Genomic DNA, 20,935 nt, shown 5'->3' with positions numbered 1-20,935 from the left:
ACTTGTTATGGCACACCAGAAGAGAAGGAAAGAAGCTGCCTGGAAGTCACGAAAGCAAGAACAGCATCCGCATGGTAAAATCAAATCGCTCAAGGAATTGTCCAGCGAATAGGACGAGGAGTATACTGCTTCGACAAAAAAGACTGTCGGTGATTTCACCGGCAGTCTTCTTCTTTGTTTTCGTATATTAAACCGATAACTTCTGTGGTTCATTTACAGTGTAACGTCCACTTACTGCAAGCATGATTAGAGAAATAATCATGAGTATACAACAGAATACAAATGAATACCGGTACCCTACAATACTGGCTAATCCTCCGCCAACAAGACTACCAACCAGTCTACCGATTGTGGATGAATTAGAGTAGAGCGTAGATGCATACCCAGGCTTACTCGGAAGAAGATCCTGAATGTAGCTAATACCAATCGCAGAAATTACGGCAACAAACACGGCAAGCAGAATTTGAGCTGCAAGCATCTGCCACATGGAGTCTGAGATCATGACAACGACGTAATACACTCCTCCTAGAATGGAGCCACACATCATCAAGATTCGATTACTATACTTTGCACTGAGTATTCCTAATGTAATCATAAAGGGAATTTCTAGCGCAGCACAAATGCTGCTGACTAGACCAACATCGCGAGTCGTTCCCCCAAGATTGTTCGTAATAAAGAGGGCGGTATTAAGACTACTCGTCCAGTGAGCTATGTACATGAGTATTAGAATTAAGAAGGGAAGCAGAATATTAGGGTTCTTATCCTTATCCAGAGGGAGACTTTTCACTTCCACTTTAGCATTACTTTTTTTCGGCTCATCCGTTTTTGATTTGAGAAACAGGAATATAAGCAACGGAGCAAGTAGGAATACACCGATCGTACCCGAGAAAATCCCCTTAAACCCAACAGCAGCAATTAACATAGTCCCGATTAATGGGCCAATAATGAAACCAAGCGAGAAAGCAGAACGCAAAGTAGAATTAGCAAATGCATGATCAGTAAAATCACTCTTCGTCACTGCTTCTCTAGAAATAGCGAATAATTGAGGCATACCTGGTGCACCGAGGGCAGTAAACACCGTCATATAGATAAATAAGATCGTGAAATCCTTAATGAGCAAGTATCCGCTAAAAGCTAATGCATTACAGAGCATGGAGACCATGTAAATGTTTTTACGATTCATACCGAGGTCAGAGCGTCTCCCGATTAGCGTACTGATCCATATCCCTGCAATTAACGTGACAGCTAGATAAATACCAAATAATCCGACAGATACTCCAAGCTGATCCGTGAAATATATGGATAAAAACGGTGAGCTGAGCGAAAGACCCATGCCCTGTAGTAACATACATAAAAAGAGTAGGCCATACGAAGGAATTGAAAATAGTGCAGTAAGTCGTTTGATCATGATCTGAAGTTACTCCTCTATATTTGGTTTAGATAGTCAATCTCGTTATAGTATACTTGAAAATGACAGTAATAATATATGTGATATTTTATCGTAGTGGATGGATACCTTACTGCTATTTGGATAGTAATTGTAGGGCTTGTAAAACTAGTTCGCTCCAGAATACACAATACCTATCGACTGTTCGAGCAAACAGTTTTATGATGGATACATAACAACTGACTGTTCAACCAAACAGTATTGGAGTGTGAGAGAACATGGCTAAGACACAAACGCCCAACCAAGACGAACGAAGAAGCGCCATTATGCAAGCAGCATTCACAGCATTCGGGCAGGTGGGTTACACGAAAGCAACCATGAAGGATATTGCAGCTAAGGCTGGTGTGGCGCAAGGGCTAATCGGATATCATTTCAGTACAAAAGAAACATTGCTAGTCGAAGTGGTTAGAGAGTGGATGATCAACAAAGGAATGAAGGCAGCCTTTGCGAACCTGGATCTACACGTATCTCCTTCGGAGATTCTTCAGCAGGGACTACGCCACGTGGTTAAATTTCGAAAAGAAAACCCAGAGTGGTTCACGTTATTAATCAGTCTTTGGACGGAGAGCGTGAACAATGAAAAGCTTGCCAAAGAGTTACTGGAACTGTACAAAGAAATGAAAGCGGGGATAATGGAGATTATTGATCGCATGGATCTGCAACTGGAACGGAGTGAAAGAGAGACTTTAGCGGTACTGATCCAGGCCGTTATTGACGGATTGAATCTTCAAGCTCCTGTACTGCTATCTCCAGATCCGATCTCCTATGAGCAAGTATCACGAGGAATCGGATGGATGCTTGACGGAATTCGATCTGAAGACCAAGAAAAGGGAGGATGAAACCATGAATAATAAGTTAATTAGAATCGAAGGATTGGTCGTTTTAGCTCTAGGTACTTTTTTATACTTTTCTAATGGGTACAACTGGGTGATATTCCTTCTGCTGCTGATGCTGCCTGATGTGTTCATGATCGGATATGCGTTTAGCAAAAAGGCGGGAGCGTATCTGTATAATTTTGCCCATACATTCATTACACCTTTGCTACTGTTACTGTTAGGGTTGGCTTTCTCGGTCGACTTCCTCATGATGATCGGCTTCATCTGGATGGTTCATATCGGAATGGATCGGATGATGGGCTATGGATTGAAATACGTAACCGATTTTAAAGACACGCATATTCAAAGAATATAACATTAACATATCGCACGGCCTATACGTCAACCATTGCTATAATGAACGGATGTAGCAGGTTAACAATTGGATAATTTATAGAACTATTAAACAACGTTGTCAGAAGAGGAAAGAACATTTTCAGAATAGAAAGAGATTATTTTCAGAATAGTTTCAGAATAGAAAAAGAATATCGTCCCTTTAGAAGTCGCTAATTTAGCGGCTTTTTTGTTATAAGAAATCAAGGTTTGTCCCTAACTGAGGACATTAACTTGGTAGCTATAAGGATTGGAGCGGTTGAAATTAGAGGGCAAGATTTTGTTTCTGATAGTAATCTTGTAGGCGAACGCTTTCGCTACTTCAAGGCGCGATAATCTGTGCCTGAATTCATTTACCGGGAAAAATGATGGGTAGAACCCCCTAAAATCCAATATAACTGGAAAATGTCCCGTTAAAATAAGCTATTATTCAATAATTTCCTTTTCACGAACGGATTAAATGTAAAATTCCAGTTAATTGCTCAACTATACGTGTACAAGTCACAATTAACAGGAGGATTTCCTGTTAATTGTCTTCCATTACGTCCGTTACCTTCACTTGTTCATACCCGATGACGATCCATTACATTACATTCCTTCACTCGTTCATACTCGATTACGTTCCACCTGCATTCCATTACCTTCACTCGTTCATATCCGATTACATTCCGTCACCTCTGCTTCTTCATCTTCCATTTCACACCGCCACCTTTCGCACCACACGTAGCTCCTAGCGCGGCTGTGGCGTAACAATATGGCTGGCAATCACATCGTTTCTTCCTCATTCCTCTTTGTTTTCTGCGAGCACTGATGATGACTTAGAGCTAAAAATACTTCACTGTATTATCAGCACTAGCCCATACCCTATATTAACTTCCATCATACGTTATAGGGAACCTGCCTAATCTGTTCGTGTTAAGCAATGGAAGTTAATCTCATTAATTCATAAGGAGTGGATAGATCGGTGAAATCAGATGTTAAACTAACAGGGCGAGTCATTTTTAAGGGTGATCCAGGCTATGATGCCGCGCGTAAGAATTGGGACCCACATACAGATAGATTTCCTAAAGTTTTTGTATTCGCGCAGAAAACACAGGATGTTGCAAATGCCATAAGATGGGCCCGCAAAAATAATGTCCCTATTCGTCCGAGAAGCGGGAGGCACGCTCTTGAGGGTAACCTTTCACAAGTCAATGGAGGCATTGTCATCGACGTTAGTGAAATGAAGAACATTAAGTTGAATAAGACTAATGGAACGGTTGTTGTGGAGACAGGTAATCGGGTAGGAAGAATCGTAGATGCGCTTGCTCGCCAAGGATTTATTGCTCCATTTGGCGACAGTCCAACGGTTGGGATCGGCGGGATTACGCTTGGCGGAGGAATAGGGCCATTGCAAAGGACGATTGGCCTCATCAGTGATAATCTTCTTGAGCTTGAAATGGTTGATGCTAAGGGGAGAATCATTAAGGCGAACAAAAAGCAAAATTCCGATCTCCTGTGGGCTTCCCGCGGTGGAGGTGGCGGTAACTTTGGCGTATATACCAAATATAAATTCAAAGTACTTCGCGCTCCAGCCAGAGCAACCGTATTCCGCATTACCTGGCCATGGGCTCAGTTCGAAAAAGTCGTGAAAAAATGGCAAGTATGGGCCCCACATGCTAGCACCAAATTGGGTAGCGAATTAAGCGTTGGACCCAAAAAAGGTGGAAATGTAAGTATGTTGGGTATGTTCCTTGGAACTAAAAGCGATGCCCTCCGCCAGTTGGAACCTATCCTTAGTGTGGGTACACCTACTCAAAAAATCATCCGCTCCCTGCCATACACAGAAGCTACGAAGTTTATGTTAGCTCCCGATCCAATACTTCCGCAAAAGTTCAGTAACCAGTTCTCCAGCGGCTTTGGCAGACAACCATTCCCGGATAAAGCATTCAAACCCATGCGTGAATTTCTGGAAAAAGCAGAAGGAGGCACTCCAGCCGGATTCTATTTCCTTAACTGGGGTGGTGCCATAAGTCGTATCGCACCTACAGCCACCGCATTCTACTGGCGGAAAGCTCAATTTTATGTCGAATGGAACACTTCATGGGTGAAACCTTCTAATGCCGCGAGAAATATTGCCTTAACTCGAAATACTAGGAAGAAGCTTCAACCATATATTGTAGGCTCCTATATTAACGTACCAGACCAAGGCATTAAACCTTCAGGTCCGGTTTATTACGGAAAGAACTACGCTAGATTGAAGAAAGTAAAAGCGAAATACGATCCACAAAATGTGTTTAACAATCCGCAAAGTATTCCTCCTGCTTAATGGAAAAGAAGTAGCAACCATTGCATCTCGGTAATGGTCATTCTGACAATGAATAACATGTAAACCATTCTGTATAGTTGTCATTGACTGAGCAACGTAGAAGTCGCGGAAATCGCGACTTTTTTTTTGAAAAGCACCGTAAGTTTCTGCACGGGTTCGTAAGTTTTTAATTGTAATACACTAGACAAACAAATTGTTTTAAACATATTGATTAACACCTTTGGCAAGGTTAAACTAGCTTTGTTATATTTTTCACAAATACAAGTTGAAAATTTCTTTATCGAAAATCTTGCAACCATACATGTATGGAATTTAGGGGGATTTGTATGAAATCATTACAGCCTAGATATCGGGAAGGCTGAGGTAGCACTTCAAAACGGATGGATTGATATTGTTGGGGTGGCCAGAGCCTTTCTTGCCGATCCGGATTTCCCTAATAAAGTCATGAATAACAAAACGGATGAGATTCGCTCCTGCATATACTGTAATGAAGGTTGCATCAAAAGCGTCGTAGAAGGTGAAAGCATCAAATGTGCCGTAAATCCACTTGCAGGTTACGAGAGAATTAAAAACGTGAAGAAGGCCGTCAAAGCGAAAAAAGTCCTCGTCATCGGTGCGGGTCCAGGCGGATGTCAGGCCGCAATTACAGCTGCTGAAGCAGGACATGATGTGGAAATTTGGGAGAAGAATGAGCATTTGGGTGGTAACTTCTATCATGCATGCTTGCCTTCATTTAAAAGAGATGGAGAAAAGTTGCTCCATTATTACAGCATTGAACTCAAAAAGCTAAATGTTAACATCAAATATTAGTGTTAATGTCAGCGCCATTAATTATTATTTTAGAACAAAGGATCAGATGTTAAGACTGGTTAAGGAGTTCTATAATGTGAACAGCCTGAGTGTACTATTGATATTAAAGAATGACGAGTATAGCGATGAAGAAAAATTGTTACTAGCTGCCAATGAGATTATGGAATATTCATTAAGGTTTCCAGGGAATATGGTGATTACAAACCATGGAAATCTGATGCGGCAAGTGTTGCGTAATCTTATACTTGGTGATGAAGAAAATAGCAACTACAAGTACCTAATATTCACTTCATCCATTAATTATCCGTCCGAATATCAGGGCATTGCTAACTTTTGGGGGCCGCTATTAGTTGATAGAGAGAATAGGATGGCGTATCTCAGACTGCTCATTAAGTCTCTAAAATCAGATTAGCCATTGAGCGAATCTTCAATTATCTCATTATCGTAAACCGCATGTAATGCGGTTTTTTTGTTGTGTCTATACAATGAGCTTCCTCTATTCTTATTTCTTCCTCATCTTAGTTGATAATAGTTAAGTGATAGAATATAGTCAAAATAGAAAATTATTCATATCCTAGCTCAAGCTTACTGTGATGAATGGAGAGTGAACAGAATTGAAAATAAAGGTCATAATTGCCGATGACAATTCCTTTATCCGAGAAGGCATGAGGATCATATTGACCACCTTCGATGAATTTGAGGTGATGGCAACCGTTCAGGATGGTCTAGAAGCCGTGGATTTCTGCTTGCGGAATGAAGTAGATGTAGCTCTGCTCGATGTGCAGATGCCCAATATGAATGGTGTGGAAGCGACCAAGCAGATCTCCGAGCAGACAGGAACCAAAGCGCTGATTCTGACCACATTCGATGATGAGTCTTTTATTATCGATGCGATCCGTAACGGGGCAAAAGGGTATCTGCTCAAGAATAACGATCCGGAGCGGATCCGGGATGCCATCATTACCGTCTACAACGGACATAATGTGCTGCAAGATGCTGTGCTAGATAAGCTGAAATCTAATTTGCTAGCGGACAAGGATGTAGATAAGAAAGAAGATAGAGTAAGTAAGATCGATAGAAACTTGTTCACTGATAGGGAGCACGACATTATGTCACTGATCGCGAAGGGGCTTTCCAATCGTGAAATCTCCAAGAAACTGTTCATATCAGAAGGCACTATTGCCAACCATATAACTTCTATTCTAAGCAAGACGGGTCATACGCACCGAACGCAAATTGCGATTTATTTTCTGACCGGGGAAGTGAATAAATGAGGAAGAGAGAAACCCCTTTAGAATTCTGGAGAATGGGCTTCAAAGCGGTTCTCTTGAGCTATGTTGTCATCCAATCCTATTTATCTGGAGCTGTGATATCACCATGGTATATGCTGTCCATCCTCCTCTACCTGTGTTTGAATATAGCTATCCATATCGCTAAGAAGGTTAGTATCACTTCGATCCTACTTCTGTTGTCCGTACTGATTATTGCTGCTTCTTCGTTATACACACAACCTTTGTTTATACTCCTGCTCCCTCAGAACATATATGAACTGTTCACGATACACCTGCGTAAACGTGGTATCATTCTACTTCTCATGCTGGCTCCGTTCTTGGTGCTGTCTCAAGGACCTCAAGCTATCTCGGTGACATACGGTCTTATTGCTATGCTTAGCTTCCTTTACTACCTCTTGCTTAACACTTACATACATAGAATTAGAGGTCTCAAAGAGGACATAGAAAATAGGCATGAGCATATCCAGCAACTGACTAAGAGTCTGAATGAAAATAAAGAATACATAAGACAGTCCGAATATACGTTTAAGCTGGAGGAGCGTAATCGGCTGTCCCAGGAAATTCATGATAAGATCGGACATTCGATGACGGGTGCATTAATTCAGATGGAAGCATCAAAACGCTTGCTCACCTACGATCCGGACAAGTCGGCAGAGTTATTACAGAATGCAATCCATATCTCCAAGGACGGAATCGAGAGTATTCGCCTTGTACTTAAGAATATGAAGCCACCAATCGAGCAGCTTGGGATTAATCGGATGAAACTATTCGTTGATGAATTTTCCGCTAAGCGTTCGGTTAGAACTTCGCTCACCCATGAAGGAAATGTAGATATTATTTCGCCAATTCAGTGGAAAGTCATTCAGGAAAACACCCAGGAAGCACTGACCAATGCCATGAAACACTCAAATGCGACCTACATCTCCATACATATCGAAGTGCTGAGAACTTTGATCAAGGTCGAGGTGTCGGACAACGGTAAAGGGGAGCATAAGGTGATAAAAGGCTTGGGATTAATCGGATTAGAAGAGCGGGCAGCAAGTGTGAATGGAACGATTATCGTTGATGGCTCAAAAGGTTTTAAAGTCACGACATTAATTCCTCATGGTCCATAATGAGAATTACAAAGCTGAATCAGGAGGATTCTCAGGGGTTAAGGGTGAACTTGTGCACTGTCACAGGGGCATCCTTTTTTAATACAATTACATTATCCTAAAAACGAAATGGAAGTGTGACGAATGAATGTCCTAGAAATGAAGCAGCTAACGAAGAAATTCGGGGATTTTATAGCGGTCGACAATATCACGATGTCTGTGAAGGAAGGCGAGATCTTCGGATTTCTAGGTGCTAATGGGGCAGGTAAGAGCACGGCCATTAACATGATTGCCTCACTGCTTCGGGTTACTAAGGGAGAGATCGAAGTGCTGGGTAAGAACATCGCTAAGCACGGTAAATTTGCTAAGATGAACATCGGGATTGTTCCGCAGGAAATGGCCATCTATGAAGACATGACCACCTACGAGAATGTTCATTTCTTCGCGGGATTGTATGGACTCCGGGGAGCGGAGTTAAAGGAGCGGGTAATTGAGGCATTAGCGTTCGTAGGGCTAGACGACAAGCACAAGAGCTATCCGAAAAATTTCTCGGGCGGTATGAAACGAAGATTGAACATTGCCTGTGCGATCGCACATCGGCCTAAGTTACTTATCATGGATGAGCCAACAGTAGGGATTGATCCGCAATCTCGCAATTATATTCTGGGATCCGTGAAGAAGCTGAATGAGATGGGATGTACGATCATTTACACCAGTCATTATATGGAGGAAGTCGAGGAGATTTGTACAAGAATCGCCATTATCGATCACGGTAAGATCATCGCAGAAGGGACCAAAGGTCAATTGAAATCTATCATTACGAATCAGAAAAATATAGGAATAGAGGTCCGTTCGGCAGAAAACCTGGATCGGAGTAAGCTTGCGGGAATCGTTGGTGTAAACCAGGTTGAAGTGGAGGAGCATATCATTAAAATCACCTCCGATTCCGAGGTTAATAATCTGAGCAGGATCATCCAGCAACTGATGGCCGACGATATTGAGATTCGTTCCGTAGAAGAGCATGAGCCTAGCCTGGAAACGGTGTTCCTGACACTGACAGGCAGAAGCTTGCGAGACTAATAGGGGCAGAAGGAAAAAGGAGGTCAAGGAATCATGAATATAATCAGAATAGCGCTCAAAGAAATAAGGGTCATTCGTGACCCCAAGATGCTCTTATTCTTGTTAGTATCACCATTGTTAACCATGCTCATTCTGGGAACGGCACTTACGAATGCTTTTAACGGCAGTTTAACGGTTGGAGAGATTAATGTTCTCTATAAGAATACCAGTACATCAAGTGAGCTCTCTAAGTACTGGGACGATTTCACAGGGCAGATGCATCAAGTTGGCATTCATCTTGAGGGAGCGATTGATAACACAGACGGAAAACTCGCGGTGCAGAACAACCTGTATACGGGTTACGTTGAGCTTACGGATAGCGGCCTTACCTATTATGCCAACAGTCAGAGTCTCATTGAAAGTGATATTGCACAAAGTGTGATTACAGCGTTTACCGATCGATATCGCTTGGCGACTGAAGTGAATAAGACGGACTCCATGCAAGCGGATGCAGTCATGACGGGAAACGGCGGTGCAAGCTATGTAGTGGAGGAGTCACTGAATGCGACAAGGAAACCTGGTGCTATGGACTATTTCGCTATAGCAATGACGACCATGATTATTCTATATAGTGCCATGACGGCAGCTGATTTAATAGACGGTGAACGCAAGAGAAGAACGGTTGTCCGACTGCTTGCAGCGCCGGTGACAAAGCTAGAGATTTTCATAGGGAAAATAGCAGGTCTTGTCGTGCTTAACGCTATACTCACCCTTGTTGTAGTGCTCACTAGTAAATACATGTTTAACGCCTATTGGGGAGAACACTTAGGTCTAGCGTTTCTGGTGCTGTTTACTGAAATTCTGTTCGCTGTAAGCTTGGGAATTGGGTTCAGCTATGTGTTAAAAGGGAATGCGGCGGGCACTGTTGTTATGATTATTATCCAAATAGCAGCATTTCTTGGCGGCTCCTACTTCCCAGTCGCGGAAGCTACAGGAGTCATGGCGACCCTGTCATCTCTCTCTCCGCTGCAATGGTCCAACGCTGCACTTCTTGAAATAATCTATGCAGGCAGTTTTACTGCGGCGGCTAACGCGATGATATTAAATATAGGCTTCTCGGTCGTATTGCTTGGTATCGCAATAATTATGATGCGCAGAAGGGAGGGGCTATAAGGATGAAAGACACGTTATGGCTGATCCGGAAGACATTCCTAACTACCTTAAAGAAGCCGATGAATCTCTTGTTATATTTCGTCTTTCCTGTATTGGGGATTCTGCTCGCGACCTTGGTCCAAGGCGGTTCCGGCGATACTGAATTGAGAATGGGCATCGTTAATCAAGATAGAGGTCAGAAGATTACCCAGGGTGTTATCGATTCAGTTGGTAGACTGGAATCCATGCTTGTAAATGAGATTGAGGAGAATGAGGTAAAGGATCTAATCGCCTCAGGAGAGCTGGATGCCGCGATTATTCTTCCTGCCGGTTTCGCACAGAGCTTGATTGCTGGTAATCCTTCTAGTGTTCAGATCATATCCATTAAAGGCGCTCAGGTCACCGGACAATTGAAAGCTTACTTGGATCAGCATATTAACAATCTGGTCTCGGTGGGCCGGGCAGCTCAAGGGAATGAAGTTAAGTTTAATACCCTTTATGAGAATTATCAAAAGAACAGCTTCGGATTTGCAACAGAGAAAATTGATGACCAATCTATCAATCACAACAAGACAAATCAGTCGATAGGCTACCTACTCATTCTCATGCTGGTGTCCGCCTCGAGTTTATCGGGAATCCTTATTAAGGAGAGAGAGAACAGGACCTATTATCGCCTATTATCCTCACCGGTAAATGCAAGAACCTATGTCCTATCTATTGTCATTGTTAATTTGACTATGATGATACTGCAGATCGCAGTGACTCTATGGATAATGATTGGTATTTTCCATGTTGATCCGGGTATTCCCTATTGGAGCATGTTCTTAATACTAGTGTTATTTGCCCTCGTGGCGATAAGTCTTTCCCTGGCAATCGTGGCATTCTCCAGTAGCTCTTCCACGGCGAGTGGAATACAAAATATGATCCTTATTCCTACTAGCCTACTCGCGGGGTGTATGTTCCCGCTTGCCTTAATGCCAGCAACAATGCAGCAGATCGCACACTTTCTTCCGCAATATTGGCTACTGAATACCTTGGACCATCTGCAACAAGGGGTATCCATGGGAGAATTATCCTTGAACCTGATCATTCTAATTGTTTTTGCCGTGGTTTTTTCTTTAATCGCTATCTATAAGTTTGGCAGGAACAATGATACTAGAAGCTACATTTAAGGAAATAATCTGGTTCTAATGAGATTTTGGAATTTTCGTTGAGGTTTCCAAGAAATATGGTAATTATAAATGATCAATCAATCTTACGAGACGGATGAGACTATTGAGCAATACCTAAGCAGATTATCCCTTTTTTAGGAGCGGGATTTACCGTGCCGTACTTGAGATCATTGGCAATTAAATAAGCAATATCTGAATAGCCTAATTTATTAGGCTATTTTTTTATACTAGAAGTCGCCATATTGGCGGCTTATTTATTTATTATCATTTGTCTGAAGTTTTAGAGGGACCAGATAAAGGAAAAGGCACAACTTAATTGAATTTAGATTAATTGAATCTTTTACAATCTTTATTAAGAGTGATTATTGCTTGATCAGTTCAGGGACAAAAGAAATCATTGATAACTATGTTAACGCCTATAATTCGTTCGATATCCAGGGGATGATTAGACTCTTGCATAAGGACATACTGTTCAGAAATTATACGAATGGTGAAGTTGATATGGAGACCAAGGGTATTCAAGAGTTTAGTGAGCTTGCGGAAAAGTCTACTAAGATTTTCTCTAGTCGTTGTCAGACAATAATTGAATGTAGTTTTAGAGGCGACAATATAGAAGTCATAATTGATTACGAAGGGATCCTAGGTGTTGATTTGCCAAACGGATTGAAAACAGGAGATAAGTTAGAACTAAAAGGGAAATCAGTATTCAGAATTGAAGATGGGAAAATATCACTCATTGAAGATTTCGGTTAATGAATAAGGACGTGGCTATTGTTGTGGAAGGAAATAGAGAACGAATCCAACAAACAATATAGCATTGGCTGCTGGCTTCGTTCTCTGAAAGATTAAATTCTGATTCACTGCGGATGACCAAATCAATTGTCAGTTATCCAGTAAATTCTTGGACCCATGCATTGTTATAAAAAGAAATACCTATATGGGTATAACCATTATTCAAAATATTGGCTTTATGACCTGGGCTGTTCATCCAATCTTTCATAACCTGGGTAGGGGATGTTTGCCCCTTAGCAATATTTTCTCCAGCAGTATTATATGTGATTCCGAATTCCTTCATCATATCGAAGGGAGATCCATGTGTCGGGGAATTATGATCAAAATAATTGTTGTTATACATGTCTTGTGCCTTAACCATCGCCATGTTTGACAATTCATCACTCATACTCAGGGAACTTAATCCCGCTTTGGATCTTTCTTGATTTACTAAATCCAGAACCTGCTCCGCGAATTGGGATGAATCTTTCTCAATCTCTTGTGTCTGATTTGTTGGCGTTGTCGGGAATTTTTCTCCGGAAGTTTTGTCTTGTGATGGGTTCGATGGATTTGCGGTCGGTGTTTGAATTAGATCCAACAAATTCGAAGGTAATCCGTATTGTGTATCTTTGGTTGTAATCCTTGATGCAGTTGTTGATGATGCCTGTGTTATGACAGGAGTTGGTGCAGCAGTATGAGCATGATTTGAAATTGTTGTTTGTTTAGAATTCACTTGCTTTTGTGTCACTGTATTATCGCTCGTACAACCTGTCACGATTAATAATAATGCTAGTACGATAAACTTTACCATAAGCCAACCTCCATGGTCCGTCAGTTAGTGAAGTTACCGATTTAAGATTTCCTGATCATCCTATATTTATTCACTATTCTTTAGCCTTATTTTTTTAAAATACCAACTATAGTTGTCTATATTTAAAAAGATTCTAAGTGATAGACTAATTTTTATATTTAGTTTTCAAATATCGAATAACAACAATAATATCTCATATAGAGTTAGCACCAGGTAAGATAGTTCAAAGAACCGCTATTTTAGCAAAGGTAATTTTGCAATAATGTTGAATATCAATAATAAGAAATCATCAATTAGGGGGGATAAGGTTCAAGACATCTTCATTTAAGCAGAGTAATTAGAGAGGTTGAGGAAGTGCCATGAATCATGTTCCATTTGATCAACCCATCCGAGAACAACAACAAGTAAAATATACAAGAACAAAATGGGTAAACAGAGTCGTTATACCAATCATCATAGTTGGCGCTATTGTAATAGGCCTAATGCAAATTAAAGCTCCAGAGCCTGCGGATTTAAATGAACCGCTAGATTCGTTCTCGTCGGCACGTGCGATGGAGAAGCTCCAAGTGATCGCTAAGGAACCACATCCTATTGAGACACCTGAGCATGATAAAGTGCGGGATTATCTCATATCAGAGCTTGAAGGGCTTGGCTTAAGTCCTGAAGTTCAGAAGTCCTCTGTAACAAATGAATGGTTTGGGCGAGTGTTTACAGGAAATGTCGAAAATATCATTGCGAGAATTCCAGGGACCGATAACAGTAAAGCGATCATGATTGCAGGTCACTATGATTCTGTACCTACTAGTCCGGGAGCGGCAGATGATGGTGCAGCGATTGCTGCTATGTTGGAGACGGTGCGTATTTTACAAATGTCTGGGCCGTTAAAGAATGATGTCATTTTGCTCATGTCAGATGGTGAAGAAGCAGGATTACTAGGATCAAGAGCCTTTACGGATGAACATCCATGGGCTAAAGATGTTGGACTCGTTCTTAATTTTGAAGCGCGCGGGAACAAAGGTGAGTCATTTATGTTTGAGACGAGTGAGCAGAATGGCTGGATCGTAAAGGAGTTTTTGAATGCAGCTCCACAACCACTGGCGTATTCACTACTGTATAATCTGTATAAACTAATGCCTAACGACACAGACCTGACGATTTTCCGTGAAGGAGGATTAGCAGGACTGAACTTTGCCTTTGGTTCGGGGTTAGACGCTTATCACGATCCAATCGATACACCGGAAAATCTGGATCAAGCCAGCCTGCAACACCATGGGGAATATATGCTTAGCTTGACTCAACACTTTGGTAATTTGGATCTGACTCAAGTGGAACAAGAAGATCGGGTGTATTTTAACGTTATCGGTTGGAATGTGGTTAGTTATCCAGAATCTTTGGCGACATGGTTCATGATCTTTGGTGTATTATTATTTGCCATAACCGTGTGGCACGGCATACGCAGAGGTCGTATTCATCTTAAAGGGATGACAGGTGGATTCCTAATTACATTGCTGAATTTAGGGATTATATACGGTGTTATTACACTTTTATGGAACGGATTAAAGGCAATAATATCCGAAGATGAATACTTCTCGTTACTGTTAGATCCTCAAATTAGTTTGTACTATCTTCTTGGATTATTGATCTTGACGATCACTATTTCTTTCCTCTTCATACGATTACTTTCACGCTATATTCGTACAGAGAATCTTTGGATGGGCTCATTACTTCTATGGCTTATACTCTGTATTGCGACTACACTGTATCTGACTGGCGGTAGCTATTTATTCACATGGCCTCTTATATTTAGCTTGATCGGCATGAACCTGTCCTTCCTGAATCGTGAGGGTTCATGGACATGGATTTCGGCAGTATTTGCGACAGCTGGTTTCATTTTATTAACACCGATGATTCGGCTCGTGAATGATATGATGACGCTAGATTTAGCAGGAATACTAATGACAGTTTCAGCGTTAGCATTCACTTTAATATATCCTGTGTTTTGTAGAAGGAACTCAGTGTTGAATTGTCAGTTTAACGTTTGATGCATTGAAGTAGCAAAATAAACAGAGTAGCGAGTCTCCACAGGGGAGAAACGCTACTCTGTTTATTTTGATAGCTATTAACCACCCAAATTACCCGAAGAAGCGATGCCTGCCTTGTCAAAAATTTGTTTCAACTGTTGCTCTTTCATGTCATCCCAAGGGTTTGACGGTGTATGGCTGAAGGTTGGGACGGAGAGACCGGCCAAGCGAACCGCTTCCTTGATCGTGGGAATGAACGGCTCATCGAGTGCATAAAGTGGCGGAATCTGAATTAGCTTCCGGTGGTACTCAAGCACCTCCTGGAGGTTATTGTTCTGATAACTCTTATATAAACCCAGCATAAGTTGCGGGGCAAAATTGGCACTGGCTGCAATGGCACCAGCTCCGCCTGCCGCTAGGGTAGGCAGTAAGTATTCATCGAAGCCGCAGAATACCGCGAACGCCGGATTAACTTCCTTAACCATCAGAATCATCTGACGGATGTGACCAAGTTGGTCTACTGTTTCTTTGATGCCGACCACATGGGCGTAACGTTCCGCAAGACGTCTAACAAAAGAAGGGCTTAAATCTTGTCCAGTAAGCGCCGGGAAATTATAGAGCATAAGGGGTAACTCTGACGCTTCGGCGATAGCTGCATAATGTGCGAACAGGCTTTCTTCACTTAGCTTGCAGTAGTAAGGGTTAATGACGACAACGCCGATTGCCCCGCTGTGTGCGGCATGCTTAGTAAGACGAATGGCCTCTGCCGTTGTGTTACTGCCTGTTCCAATCCAGACTGGAAGACGTCCATCCGTGCAGCGAATACAGAACTCCGCAATCTCTTCCCGCTCTTCTGCATTGAACTGGTTGAATTCCCCAGCGGTTCCCAGGAAGAACAGGCCGTGAACGCCTTTGTCAATCAAGTTGTTGATTAGAAGTTCCATCCCAGTACGATCAAATTTTTGCTCCTCATTCAAAATAGTAGGGACAGGGGGGATAATGCCTGCATTTGTATGAATAATTTTATTTTTCATTTGTTTTTACCTCCTAGTTTGATATTATAAACTTGTGATTATTATATTGAACCTTATAAAGTTTATCAATTGTTGTTTTTAAGAGAGGGGATTGAAGGGGTGGACCGTAAATATTGGGTTCCCGCGTTAGAACGAGCCGATATGATACTGACGGCGATTGCCCGGAAGCCGGGGGAATATAAAATGACCGATCTGTGCGAGGCCACAGCGATCAACAAAAGCTCAATGTTTTCCTTGTTACGGACGATGGAGGCTTTGAACTGGGTGAGTAAGGATGAAAGGGAAGCCTATGCCCTCGGAGCGGGAATGGCTTATCTTAATTCGGTGTTTATTGAATCGAATAAACAGAATTACAATTTGGTTGAGCAATTTTTGCAGGCTTCAATGGAGAGTGTCAAAAGCATCGGGGAGACCTTCCAGTTGTCCGTTCTGGACAGGAATGAAATCATATATCTAGCTAAACAGGAAGGGCCATCGCTGGTGAAGTTGGAATCAAGTCCAGGCATGCGGTTTCCGGCCCATGCGACAGCGATGGGTAAGATGTTGCTTGCACTGCTACCGCCTGAAGAACTGGAGAAGCGGTATCCAGACAAGATTTTATCTCCTGTAACATCTCATACCGTGACAGACTGGAAGGAATTCATGGTGAAAATGGCTGAAATCCGCTCCAATGGGTATGCGGTAGATGATGAAGAGATTATTCAGGGAATTTGCTGTGTAGCTGCTCCCGTTTTCGATGCTTCCGGGAAAGCCGTTGCGGCAGTGAGCACTTCCATGATGCGACATGCCTACTTGGACAAACAGGACGAAGCACTTAAGGAAGTCATCCAGTTGGGGATTGGCCTATCTCTTGCTTAATATTTCGATGCTTGCTCTACATTACAAGGTAGAAAGAAGGGTTAACAATGGAACTTAGCTTGCCAGAAATTATGAGGGAGAATTCAGGACAGTTCATACCGGTCGATACCGTTGCCGAAGGACCATCCGGCAGCCTCCCGATTACAGGAGATATGCTGCGGAGTGCGCCGAGTGGTGAAATCTTCGGCATGACCCAGAATACGGGGATGGGCTGGAATCCGCTACTTTTAAATGGGTCGCAATATCTCATCTTGGGTACGATGGGGGGGATCCGACGTGAGGACGGCAGTCCGATTGCTCTTGGATACCATACAGGCCATTGGGAAATCGGCTTGATGATGGAAGAGGTTGCTCAGGAGATCACCGCACATCAAGGGATTCCGTTTGCTGGCTATGTCAGCGATCCCTGTGACGGCCGCTCCCAGGGGACAACGGGAATGTTCGATTCCCTACCTTACCGGAACGATGCTGCTATGGTGTTTCGTCGCTTAATCCGCTCTCTGCCTACACGCAAAGGAGTGATTGGCGTAGCTACCTGCGATAAAGGGCTACCCGCGATGATGCTGGCCTTGGCTGGCATGCGTGATCTTCCGGGAATTATTGTGCCAGGAGGTGTTTCTCTGCCGCCTATACACGGGGAAGATGCAGGTAAAGTGCAGAGCATCGGGGCGAGATTCAGTAATGGGGAACTTTCCTTGGAAGAAGCAGCAGATCTCGGGTGCCGTGCTTGCGCAACGCCAGGCGGCGGTTGCCAATTTCTAGGCACGGCTGCTACGGCCCAGGTGGTCGCCGAAGCGCTAGGCATGTCGGTTCCCCATTCCGCTCTGGCCCCTTCGGGACAGCCTGTATGGAAGAACATGGGACGACAGTCTGCCCGCGCACTACTGCAAATGGAGCGCAGTGGAATGGTCATGAAGGATATTCTGACAGACCGAGCAATACGCAATGCCATGGTGGTTCATGCTGCATTCGGAGGATCTACAAATCTGTTGCTTCATTTGCCCGCCATTGCCCATGCCGCAGGACTACGCATTCCGACCGTCGAAGACTGGAATGACGTCAACCGCAAGGTACCTCGTCTGGTCAGCGTGTTGCCGAACGGGCCGGTTCCGCACCCGACGATTCGCGTGTTTCTTGCGGGAGGCGTCCCCGAAGTCATGCTGCATTTGCGCCGACTGGGACTGATTGATGATTCCGTTCTTACGGTAACAGGGAGGACCCTTGGAGAAAACCTCGATTGGTGGGAAACCTCGGAAAGACGTCAGGACATGCGGAACCGCCTGATAGAGGCTGATGGCATCGATCCAGATACCGTCATTATGAGTCCCCAAGAGGCGAAGAAACAGGGAATGGCTTCCACAATGACCTTTCCAACCGGAAATCTGGCTCCGCAGGGCTCAGTCATCAAGTCGGCAGCGATTGATCCCTCTGTCCTGGACAGTGAAGGCATCTATCGGCATACAGGAAGAGTTAAAGTATTTACTGCGGAAAAAGATGCAATCCGAAGCATTAAGCTTGGACTTATCCAGGCGGGAGATATCCTTGCTGTCATCGGTCGTGGACCCAGCGGTACCGGAATGGAAGAAACGTACCAGTTAACATCCGCGTTGAAGCACCTTCCCTTCGGCAAGTACGTTACTCTGATTACGGATGCCCGCTTCTCTGGGGTCTCTACAGGAGCATGCATTGGGCATATCGGTCCGGAAGCACTAGCCGGAGGCCCTCTTGGTAGACTAAGAGACGGTGATTGGATAGAGATTATTGTCGATACAGTTAAGCTTGAAGGAAGTGTGAATCTAGTTGGTGACGGGGAGCAACCGGGCAGTTCGCAAGACGGAGCTGAACTTCTGGCTGTCCGCAGTGAGCATCCGTTCTTGGCCGTTGATCCGGGATTGCCGGACGATACCAGATTATGGGCTGCACTACAGTCCGTGAGTGGCGGAACATGGCAGGGCTGTGTCTATGATACCGATAAAATTATTGCCGCCATAGATGCGGGCCGGCAAGCATTGGGGTGGAAATAATGAATAGAAATATAATTCATAATCCGATTCTCCGCGGCTTTCATCCGGACCCATCGATCTGCAGAGTGGGAGAAGATTATTACATTGCCACATCCACATTCGAATGGTTTCCCGGCGTCCGCATTCACCATTCCCGCGATCTAGTTCATTGGCGTCCACTTACGCATGCGCTTACACGACAATCACAATTGGATATGGAAGGGGATCTGGACTCCGGTGGTGTGTGGGCCCCGTGCCTCAGCTATGACAATGGAACCTTCTACCTCATCTATACGGATGTCAAAAGCAGACAGGGGGCATTCAAAGATACACCGAATTATCTGGTCACCGCTCCGAGTATCGAGGGTCCTTGGTCTGAACCGCTCTATCTGAACAGTAGCGGCTTTGACCCTTCTCTGTTCCACGATACCGATGGGCGTAAATGGCTGATCAATATGTTATGGGATCACCGGACGTACAAGAACAGCTTCGCTGGGATAGTGCTACAAGAATATTCTACAGAGCTGGGGCAACTGGTGGGTCCAGTGCTTCCTATCTATAGAGGGACAGAACTAAGGCTGACGGAAGGCCCTCATTTATACCATAAAGACGGCTGGTATTACCTCATTACAGCAGAAGGAGGCACTCAGTATGACCATGCAGTGACGGTAGCTCGGTCGCGGAATATTGAGGGTCCTTATGAAACTGATCCAAGCAATCCGGTCCTGACCTCTGCCGGCGATAGAGGGTTAGAACTGCAAAAGGCGGGGCATGCCTGTCTTGTTCAGACCCATACCGATGAGTGGTACATGGTCCATTTGTGCGGTCGACCGGTAAAGGACAAGTATTGCAACTTGGGCAGAGAGACTGCGATTCAGCGTTGTCGATTCACGGAGGATGAATGGCTAACACTTGAGGATGGAAGCAACCGACCCTCCATTACCGTACAAGGTCCGAATATTCCAGCCCAGCCTTTTGAGCTACCTGCTGAGAGAGATGACTTTGACTCGCCGGAGTTGGATATTCGCTGGAGCACCCTGCGTATTCCAGCTGATGAAGCCTGGCTCTCACTGAAGGAACGGCAAGGTTTCTTGCGTTTAAGAGGGAGAGATTCAATGAGTTCCTTGCACCGCCAAAGTTTAGTCGCATTACGTCAGCAGGCTTTTAACTGTAGCGCTGAGACTGTTGTTGAATTCGAGCCAGAGCATTTTCAGCAGATGGCTGGACTTATTGTTTATTATGATACGAAGGATTATGTCTATTTGCGAATTACTCATGATGAGGAATTGGGTAAATGCCTGGGCATTGTCCGCTCTAAAGACGGTGTATATGAGGATACTCTGTGTGCCGAGGTTCCCTTACGCTCTGGTGCAAGCTGCAAGTTGAAAGCGCTGATAGAACGGGAGTACATCCAGTTTTATTACAGTGCTTCAGATTCAGATTGGGAGAAGATTGGCCCACGCCTAGACATTTGTCATTTATCTGATGATTATCCGGCTTATATCAGGTTTACGGGGACGTTTATCGGTATGTGCGTTCAGGACCTCGCTGGAACATACCGTACAGCAGACTTTGCTCATTTTGAGTACAGTGAGATTCCTTATTGAATACTAACATTCACAAAATGAAACTCTTGTTCCCATAAACTGAATGAAGCCATTGATTCGATTATCTTCCACATAGGAATGGAAGATGGTGACAAGAAAGATATCCTTTGGAAAATGGGCAATTACAAGGTTGGTGACGGAACTTTAGACGTTATTGAGTATCGGCCCGTGCTGGCGTCATAGCTTTTTTCAATCTGTCCACTTGAGAGGTATTCCCAAATAGAAAACTTAGTTTTGTGAATAGACTTGATTTTTTATAAATAAAGTTTTATCATTGACCCATCAACT

19 protein-coding genes are annotated in these 20,935 nt (G+C 43.6%); 16 read left to right on the top strand and 3 right to left on the bottom strand.

What is annotated here, in order from left to right; translation table 11 throughout:
• The first annotated feature begins 7 nt into the window (after window positions 1-7).
• Window positions 8-112, top strand: coding sequence for a DUF6254 family protein (locus AC1D7X_RS16205; protein ID WP_015735743.1), 105 nt, complete (start codon window positions 8-10; stop codon window positions 110-112).
• Window positions 113-187: 75 nt separating this feature from the next.
• Here AC1D7X_RS16205 and AC1D7X_RS16200 read toward each other — a convergent pair whose 3' ends face one another.
• The gene (locus AC1D7X_RS16200) at window positions 188-1,408 is read right to left on the bottom strand and encodes a sugar efflux transporter (protein ID WP_495458338.1); all 1,221 of its coding nucleotides are present in this window, start codon (window positions 1,406-1,408) and stop codon (window positions 188-190) included.
• Window positions 1,409-1,665: 257 nt separating this feature from the next.
• Between AC1D7X_RS16200 and AC1D7X_RS16195 the strand changes: the two genes are divergently transcribed.
• The 11 genes from AC1D7X_RS16195 to AC1D7X_RS16145 all read left to right on the top strand — a co-directional run bounded on the left by AC1D7X_RS16195 (window position 1,666) and on the right by AC1D7X_RS16145 (window position 12,295).
• Window positions 1,666-2,286 carry a TetR/AcrR family transcriptional regulator gene (locus AC1D7X_RS16195; protein ID WP_495475630.1) on the top strand — a complete coding sequence of 207 codons (621 nt, stop codon included), beginning with the start codon at window positions 1,666-1,668 and terminating at the stop codon, window positions 2,284-2,286.
• 4 nt (window positions 2,287-2,290) lie between these two features.
• On the top strand, window positions 2,291-2,638 hold the full coding sequence (locus tag AC1D7X_RS16190) for a DUF4260 domain-containing protein (protein WP_495458336.1): 348 nt from the start codon (window positions 2,291-2,293) through the stop codon (window positions 2,636-2,638).
• A 981-nt stretch (window positions 2,639-3,619) separates the two neighbouring features.
• Window positions 3,620-4,963: an FAD-binding oxidoreductase gene (locus AC1D7X_RS16185; protein WP_495457356.1), complete on the top strand. Its 1,344-nt coding sequence runs from the start codon at window positions 3,620-3,622 to the stop codon at window positions 4,961-4,963.
• A 399-nt stretch (window positions 4,964-5,362) separates the two neighbouring features.
• Window positions 5,363-5,773, top strand: a complete 411-nt coding sequence (locus AC1D7X_RS16180; protein WP_495475629.1) for an NAD(P)-binding protein — start codon at window positions 5,363-5,365, stop codon at window positions 5,771-5,773.
• Window positions 5,774-5,849: 76 nt separating this feature from the next.
• Window positions 5,850-6,185, top strand: a complete 336-nt coding sequence (locus AC1D7X_RS16175) for a hypothetical protein (RefSeq protein WP_495475628.1) — start codon at window positions 5,850-5,852, stop codon at window positions 6,183-6,185.
• A 202-nt stretch (window positions 6,186-6,387) separates the two neighbouring features.
• The gene (locus AC1D7X_RS16170; RefSeq protein ID WP_495457359.1) at window positions 6,388-7,047 is read left to right on the top strand and encodes a response regulator; all 660 of its coding nucleotides are present in this window, start codon (window positions 6,388-6,390) and stop codon (window positions 7,045-7,047) included.
• A complete protein-coding gene (locus AC1D7X_RS16165; protein WP_495457360.1) occupies window positions 7,044-8,180 on the top strand; it encodes a sensor histidine kinase in 1,137 nt (378 codons plus the stop codon). The genes AC1D7X_RS16170 and AC1D7X_RS16165 overlap by 4 nt, the downstream gene beginning before the upstream one ends.
• 123 nt (window positions 8,181-8,303) lie before the next feature.
• The gene (locus AC1D7X_RS16160) at window positions 8,304-9,239 is read left to right on the top strand and encodes an ABC transporter ATP-binding protein (RefSeq protein ID WP_495457361.1); all 936 of its coding nucleotides are present in this window, start codon (window positions 8,304-8,306) and stop codon (window positions 9,237-9,239) included.
• A gap of 33 nt (window positions 9,240-9,272) precedes the next feature.
• Entirely contained in the window at window positions 9,273-10,391 is a 1,119-nt protein-coding gene (locus AC1D7X_RS16155; protein WP_495457362.1) for an ABC transporter permease, read from the top strand.
• Between the two features lie 2 nt (window positions 10,392-10,393).
• Window positions 10,394-11,542, top strand: a complete 1,149-nt coding sequence (locus AC1D7X_RS16150) for an ABC transporter permease (RefSeq protein WP_495475627.1) — start codon at window positions 10,394-10,396, stop codon at window positions 11,540-11,542.
• A gap of 369 nt (window positions 11,543-11,911) precedes the next feature.
• A complete protein-coding gene (locus AC1D7X_RS16145) occupies window positions 11,912-12,295 on the top strand; it encodes a nuclear transport factor 2 family protein (RefSeq protein WP_495475626.1) in 384 nt (127 codons plus the stop codon).
• Window positions 12,296-12,428: 133 nt separating this feature from the next.
• Here the strand turns inward: AC1D7X_RS16145 and AC1D7X_RS16140 are convergent, their stop codons facing one another.
• Window positions 12,429-13,124, bottom strand: a complete 696-nt coding sequence (locus AC1D7X_RS16140) for a CAP domain-containing protein (RefSeq protein WP_495457365.1) — start codon at window positions 13,122-13,124, stop codon at window positions 12,429-12,431.
• A gap of 359 nt (window positions 13,125-13,483) precedes the next feature.
• On the opposite strand from AC1D7X_RS16140, the gene AC1D7X_RS16135 reads away from it, so the two are divergent.
• Window positions 13,484-15,166, top strand: a complete 1,683-nt coding sequence (locus AC1D7X_RS16135) for a M20/M25/M40 family metallo-hydrolase (protein ID WP_495457366.1) — start codon at window positions 13,484-13,486, stop codon at window positions 15,164-15,166.
• Window positions 15,167-15,243: 77 nt separating this feature from the next.
• Here AC1D7X_RS16135 and AC1D7X_RS16130 read toward each other — a convergent pair whose 3' ends face one another.
• A complete protein-coding gene (locus AC1D7X_RS16130; RefSeq protein WP_495475625.1) occupies window positions 15,244-16,179 on the bottom strand; it encodes a dihydrodipicolinate synthase family protein in 936 nt (311 codons plus the stop codon).
• A 99-nt stretch (window positions 16,180-16,278) separates the two neighbouring features.
• Between AC1D7X_RS16130 and AC1D7X_RS16125 the strand changes: the two genes are divergently transcribed.
• From AC1D7X_RS16125 to AC1D7X_RS16115, 3 genes are read left to right on the top strand one after another with little or no spacing between them, the layout of a single operon-like run.
• Window positions 16,279-17,037 (top strand): IclR family transcriptional regulator, encoded by a 759-nt coding sequence (locus AC1D7X_RS16125; protein WP_495457368.1) that lies wholly within the window; start codon window positions 16,279-16,281, stop codon window positions 17,035-17,037.
• A 47-nt stretch (window positions 17,038-17,084) separates the two neighbouring features.
• Entirely contained in the window at window positions 17,085-19,061 is a 1,977-nt protein-coding gene (locus AC1D7X_RS16120) for a YjhG/YagF family D-xylonate dehydratase (RefSeq protein WP_495457369.1), read from the top strand.
• Window positions 19,061-20,647, top strand: coding sequence for a glycoside hydrolase family 43 protein (locus AC1D7X_RS16115; protein WP_495475624.1), 1,587 nt, complete (start codon window positions 19,061-19,063; stop codon window positions 20,645-20,647). The genes AC1D7X_RS16120 and AC1D7X_RS16115 overlap by 1 nt, the downstream gene beginning before the upstream one ends.
• The last annotated feature ends 288 nt before the right edge of the window (window positions 20,648-20,935 follow it).

Source organism: Paenibacillus sp. Y568, from assembly GCF_059445545.1.
This window is presented reverse-complemented; position numbering and strand designations above follow the sequence as displayed.

Excerpts from the sequence above, each read along its gene's own strand:
- AC1D7X_RS16205 (WP_015735743.1), top strand. The coding sequence starts at position 8 with ATGGCACACCAGAAGAGAAGGAAAGAAGCTGCCTGGAAGTCACGAAAG.
- AC1D7X_RS16200 (WP_495458338.1), bottom strand. The coding sequence starts at position 1,408 with ATGATCAAACGACTTACTGCACTATTTTCAATTCCTTCGTATGGCCTA.
- AC1D7X_RS16195 (WP_495475630.1), top strand. The coding sequence starts at position 1,666 with ATGGCTAAGACACAAACGCCCAACCAAGACGAACGAAGAAGCGCCATT.
- AC1D7X_RS16190 (WP_495458336.1), top strand. The coding sequence starts at position 2,291 with ATGAATAATAAGTTAATTAGAATCGAAGGATTGGTCGTTTTAGCTCTA.
- AC1D7X_RS16165 (WP_495457360.1), top strand. The coding sequence starts at position 7,044 with ATGAGGAAGAGAGAAACCCCTTTAGAATTCTGGAGAATGGGCTTCAAA.
- AC1D7X_RS16160 (WP_495457361.1), top strand. The coding sequence starts at position 8,304 with ATGAATGTCCTAGAAATGAAGCAGCTAACGAAGAAATTCGGGGATTTT.
- AC1D7X_RS16155 (WP_495457362.1), top strand. The coding sequence starts at position 9,273 with ATGAATATAATCAGAATAGCGCTCAAAGAAATAAGGGTCATTCGTGAC.
- AC1D7X_RS16150 (WP_495475627.1), top strand. The coding sequence starts at position 10,394 with ATGAAAGACACGTTATGGCTGATCCGGAAGACATTCCTAACTACCTTA.
- AC1D7X_RS16140 (WP_495457365.1), bottom strand. The coding sequence starts at position 13,124 with ATGGTAAAGTTTATCGTACTAGCATTATTATTAATCGTGACAGGTTGT.
- AC1D7X_RS16135 (WP_495457366.1), top strand. The coding sequence starts at position 13,484 with ATGAATCATGTTCCATTTGATCAACCCATCCGAGAACAACAACAAGTA.
- AC1D7X_RS16130 (WP_495475625.1), bottom strand. The coding sequence starts at position 16,179 with ATGAAAAATAAAATTATTCATACAAATGCAGGCATTATCCCCCCTGTC.
- AC1D7X_RS16120 (WP_495457369.1), top strand. The coding sequence starts at position 17,085 with ATGGAACTTAGCTTGCCAGAAATTATGAGGGAGAATTCAGGACAGTTC.
- AC1D7X_RS16115 (WP_495475624.1), top strand. The coding sequence starts at position 19,061 with ATGAATAGAAATATAATTCATAATCCGATTCTCCGCGGCTTTCATCCG.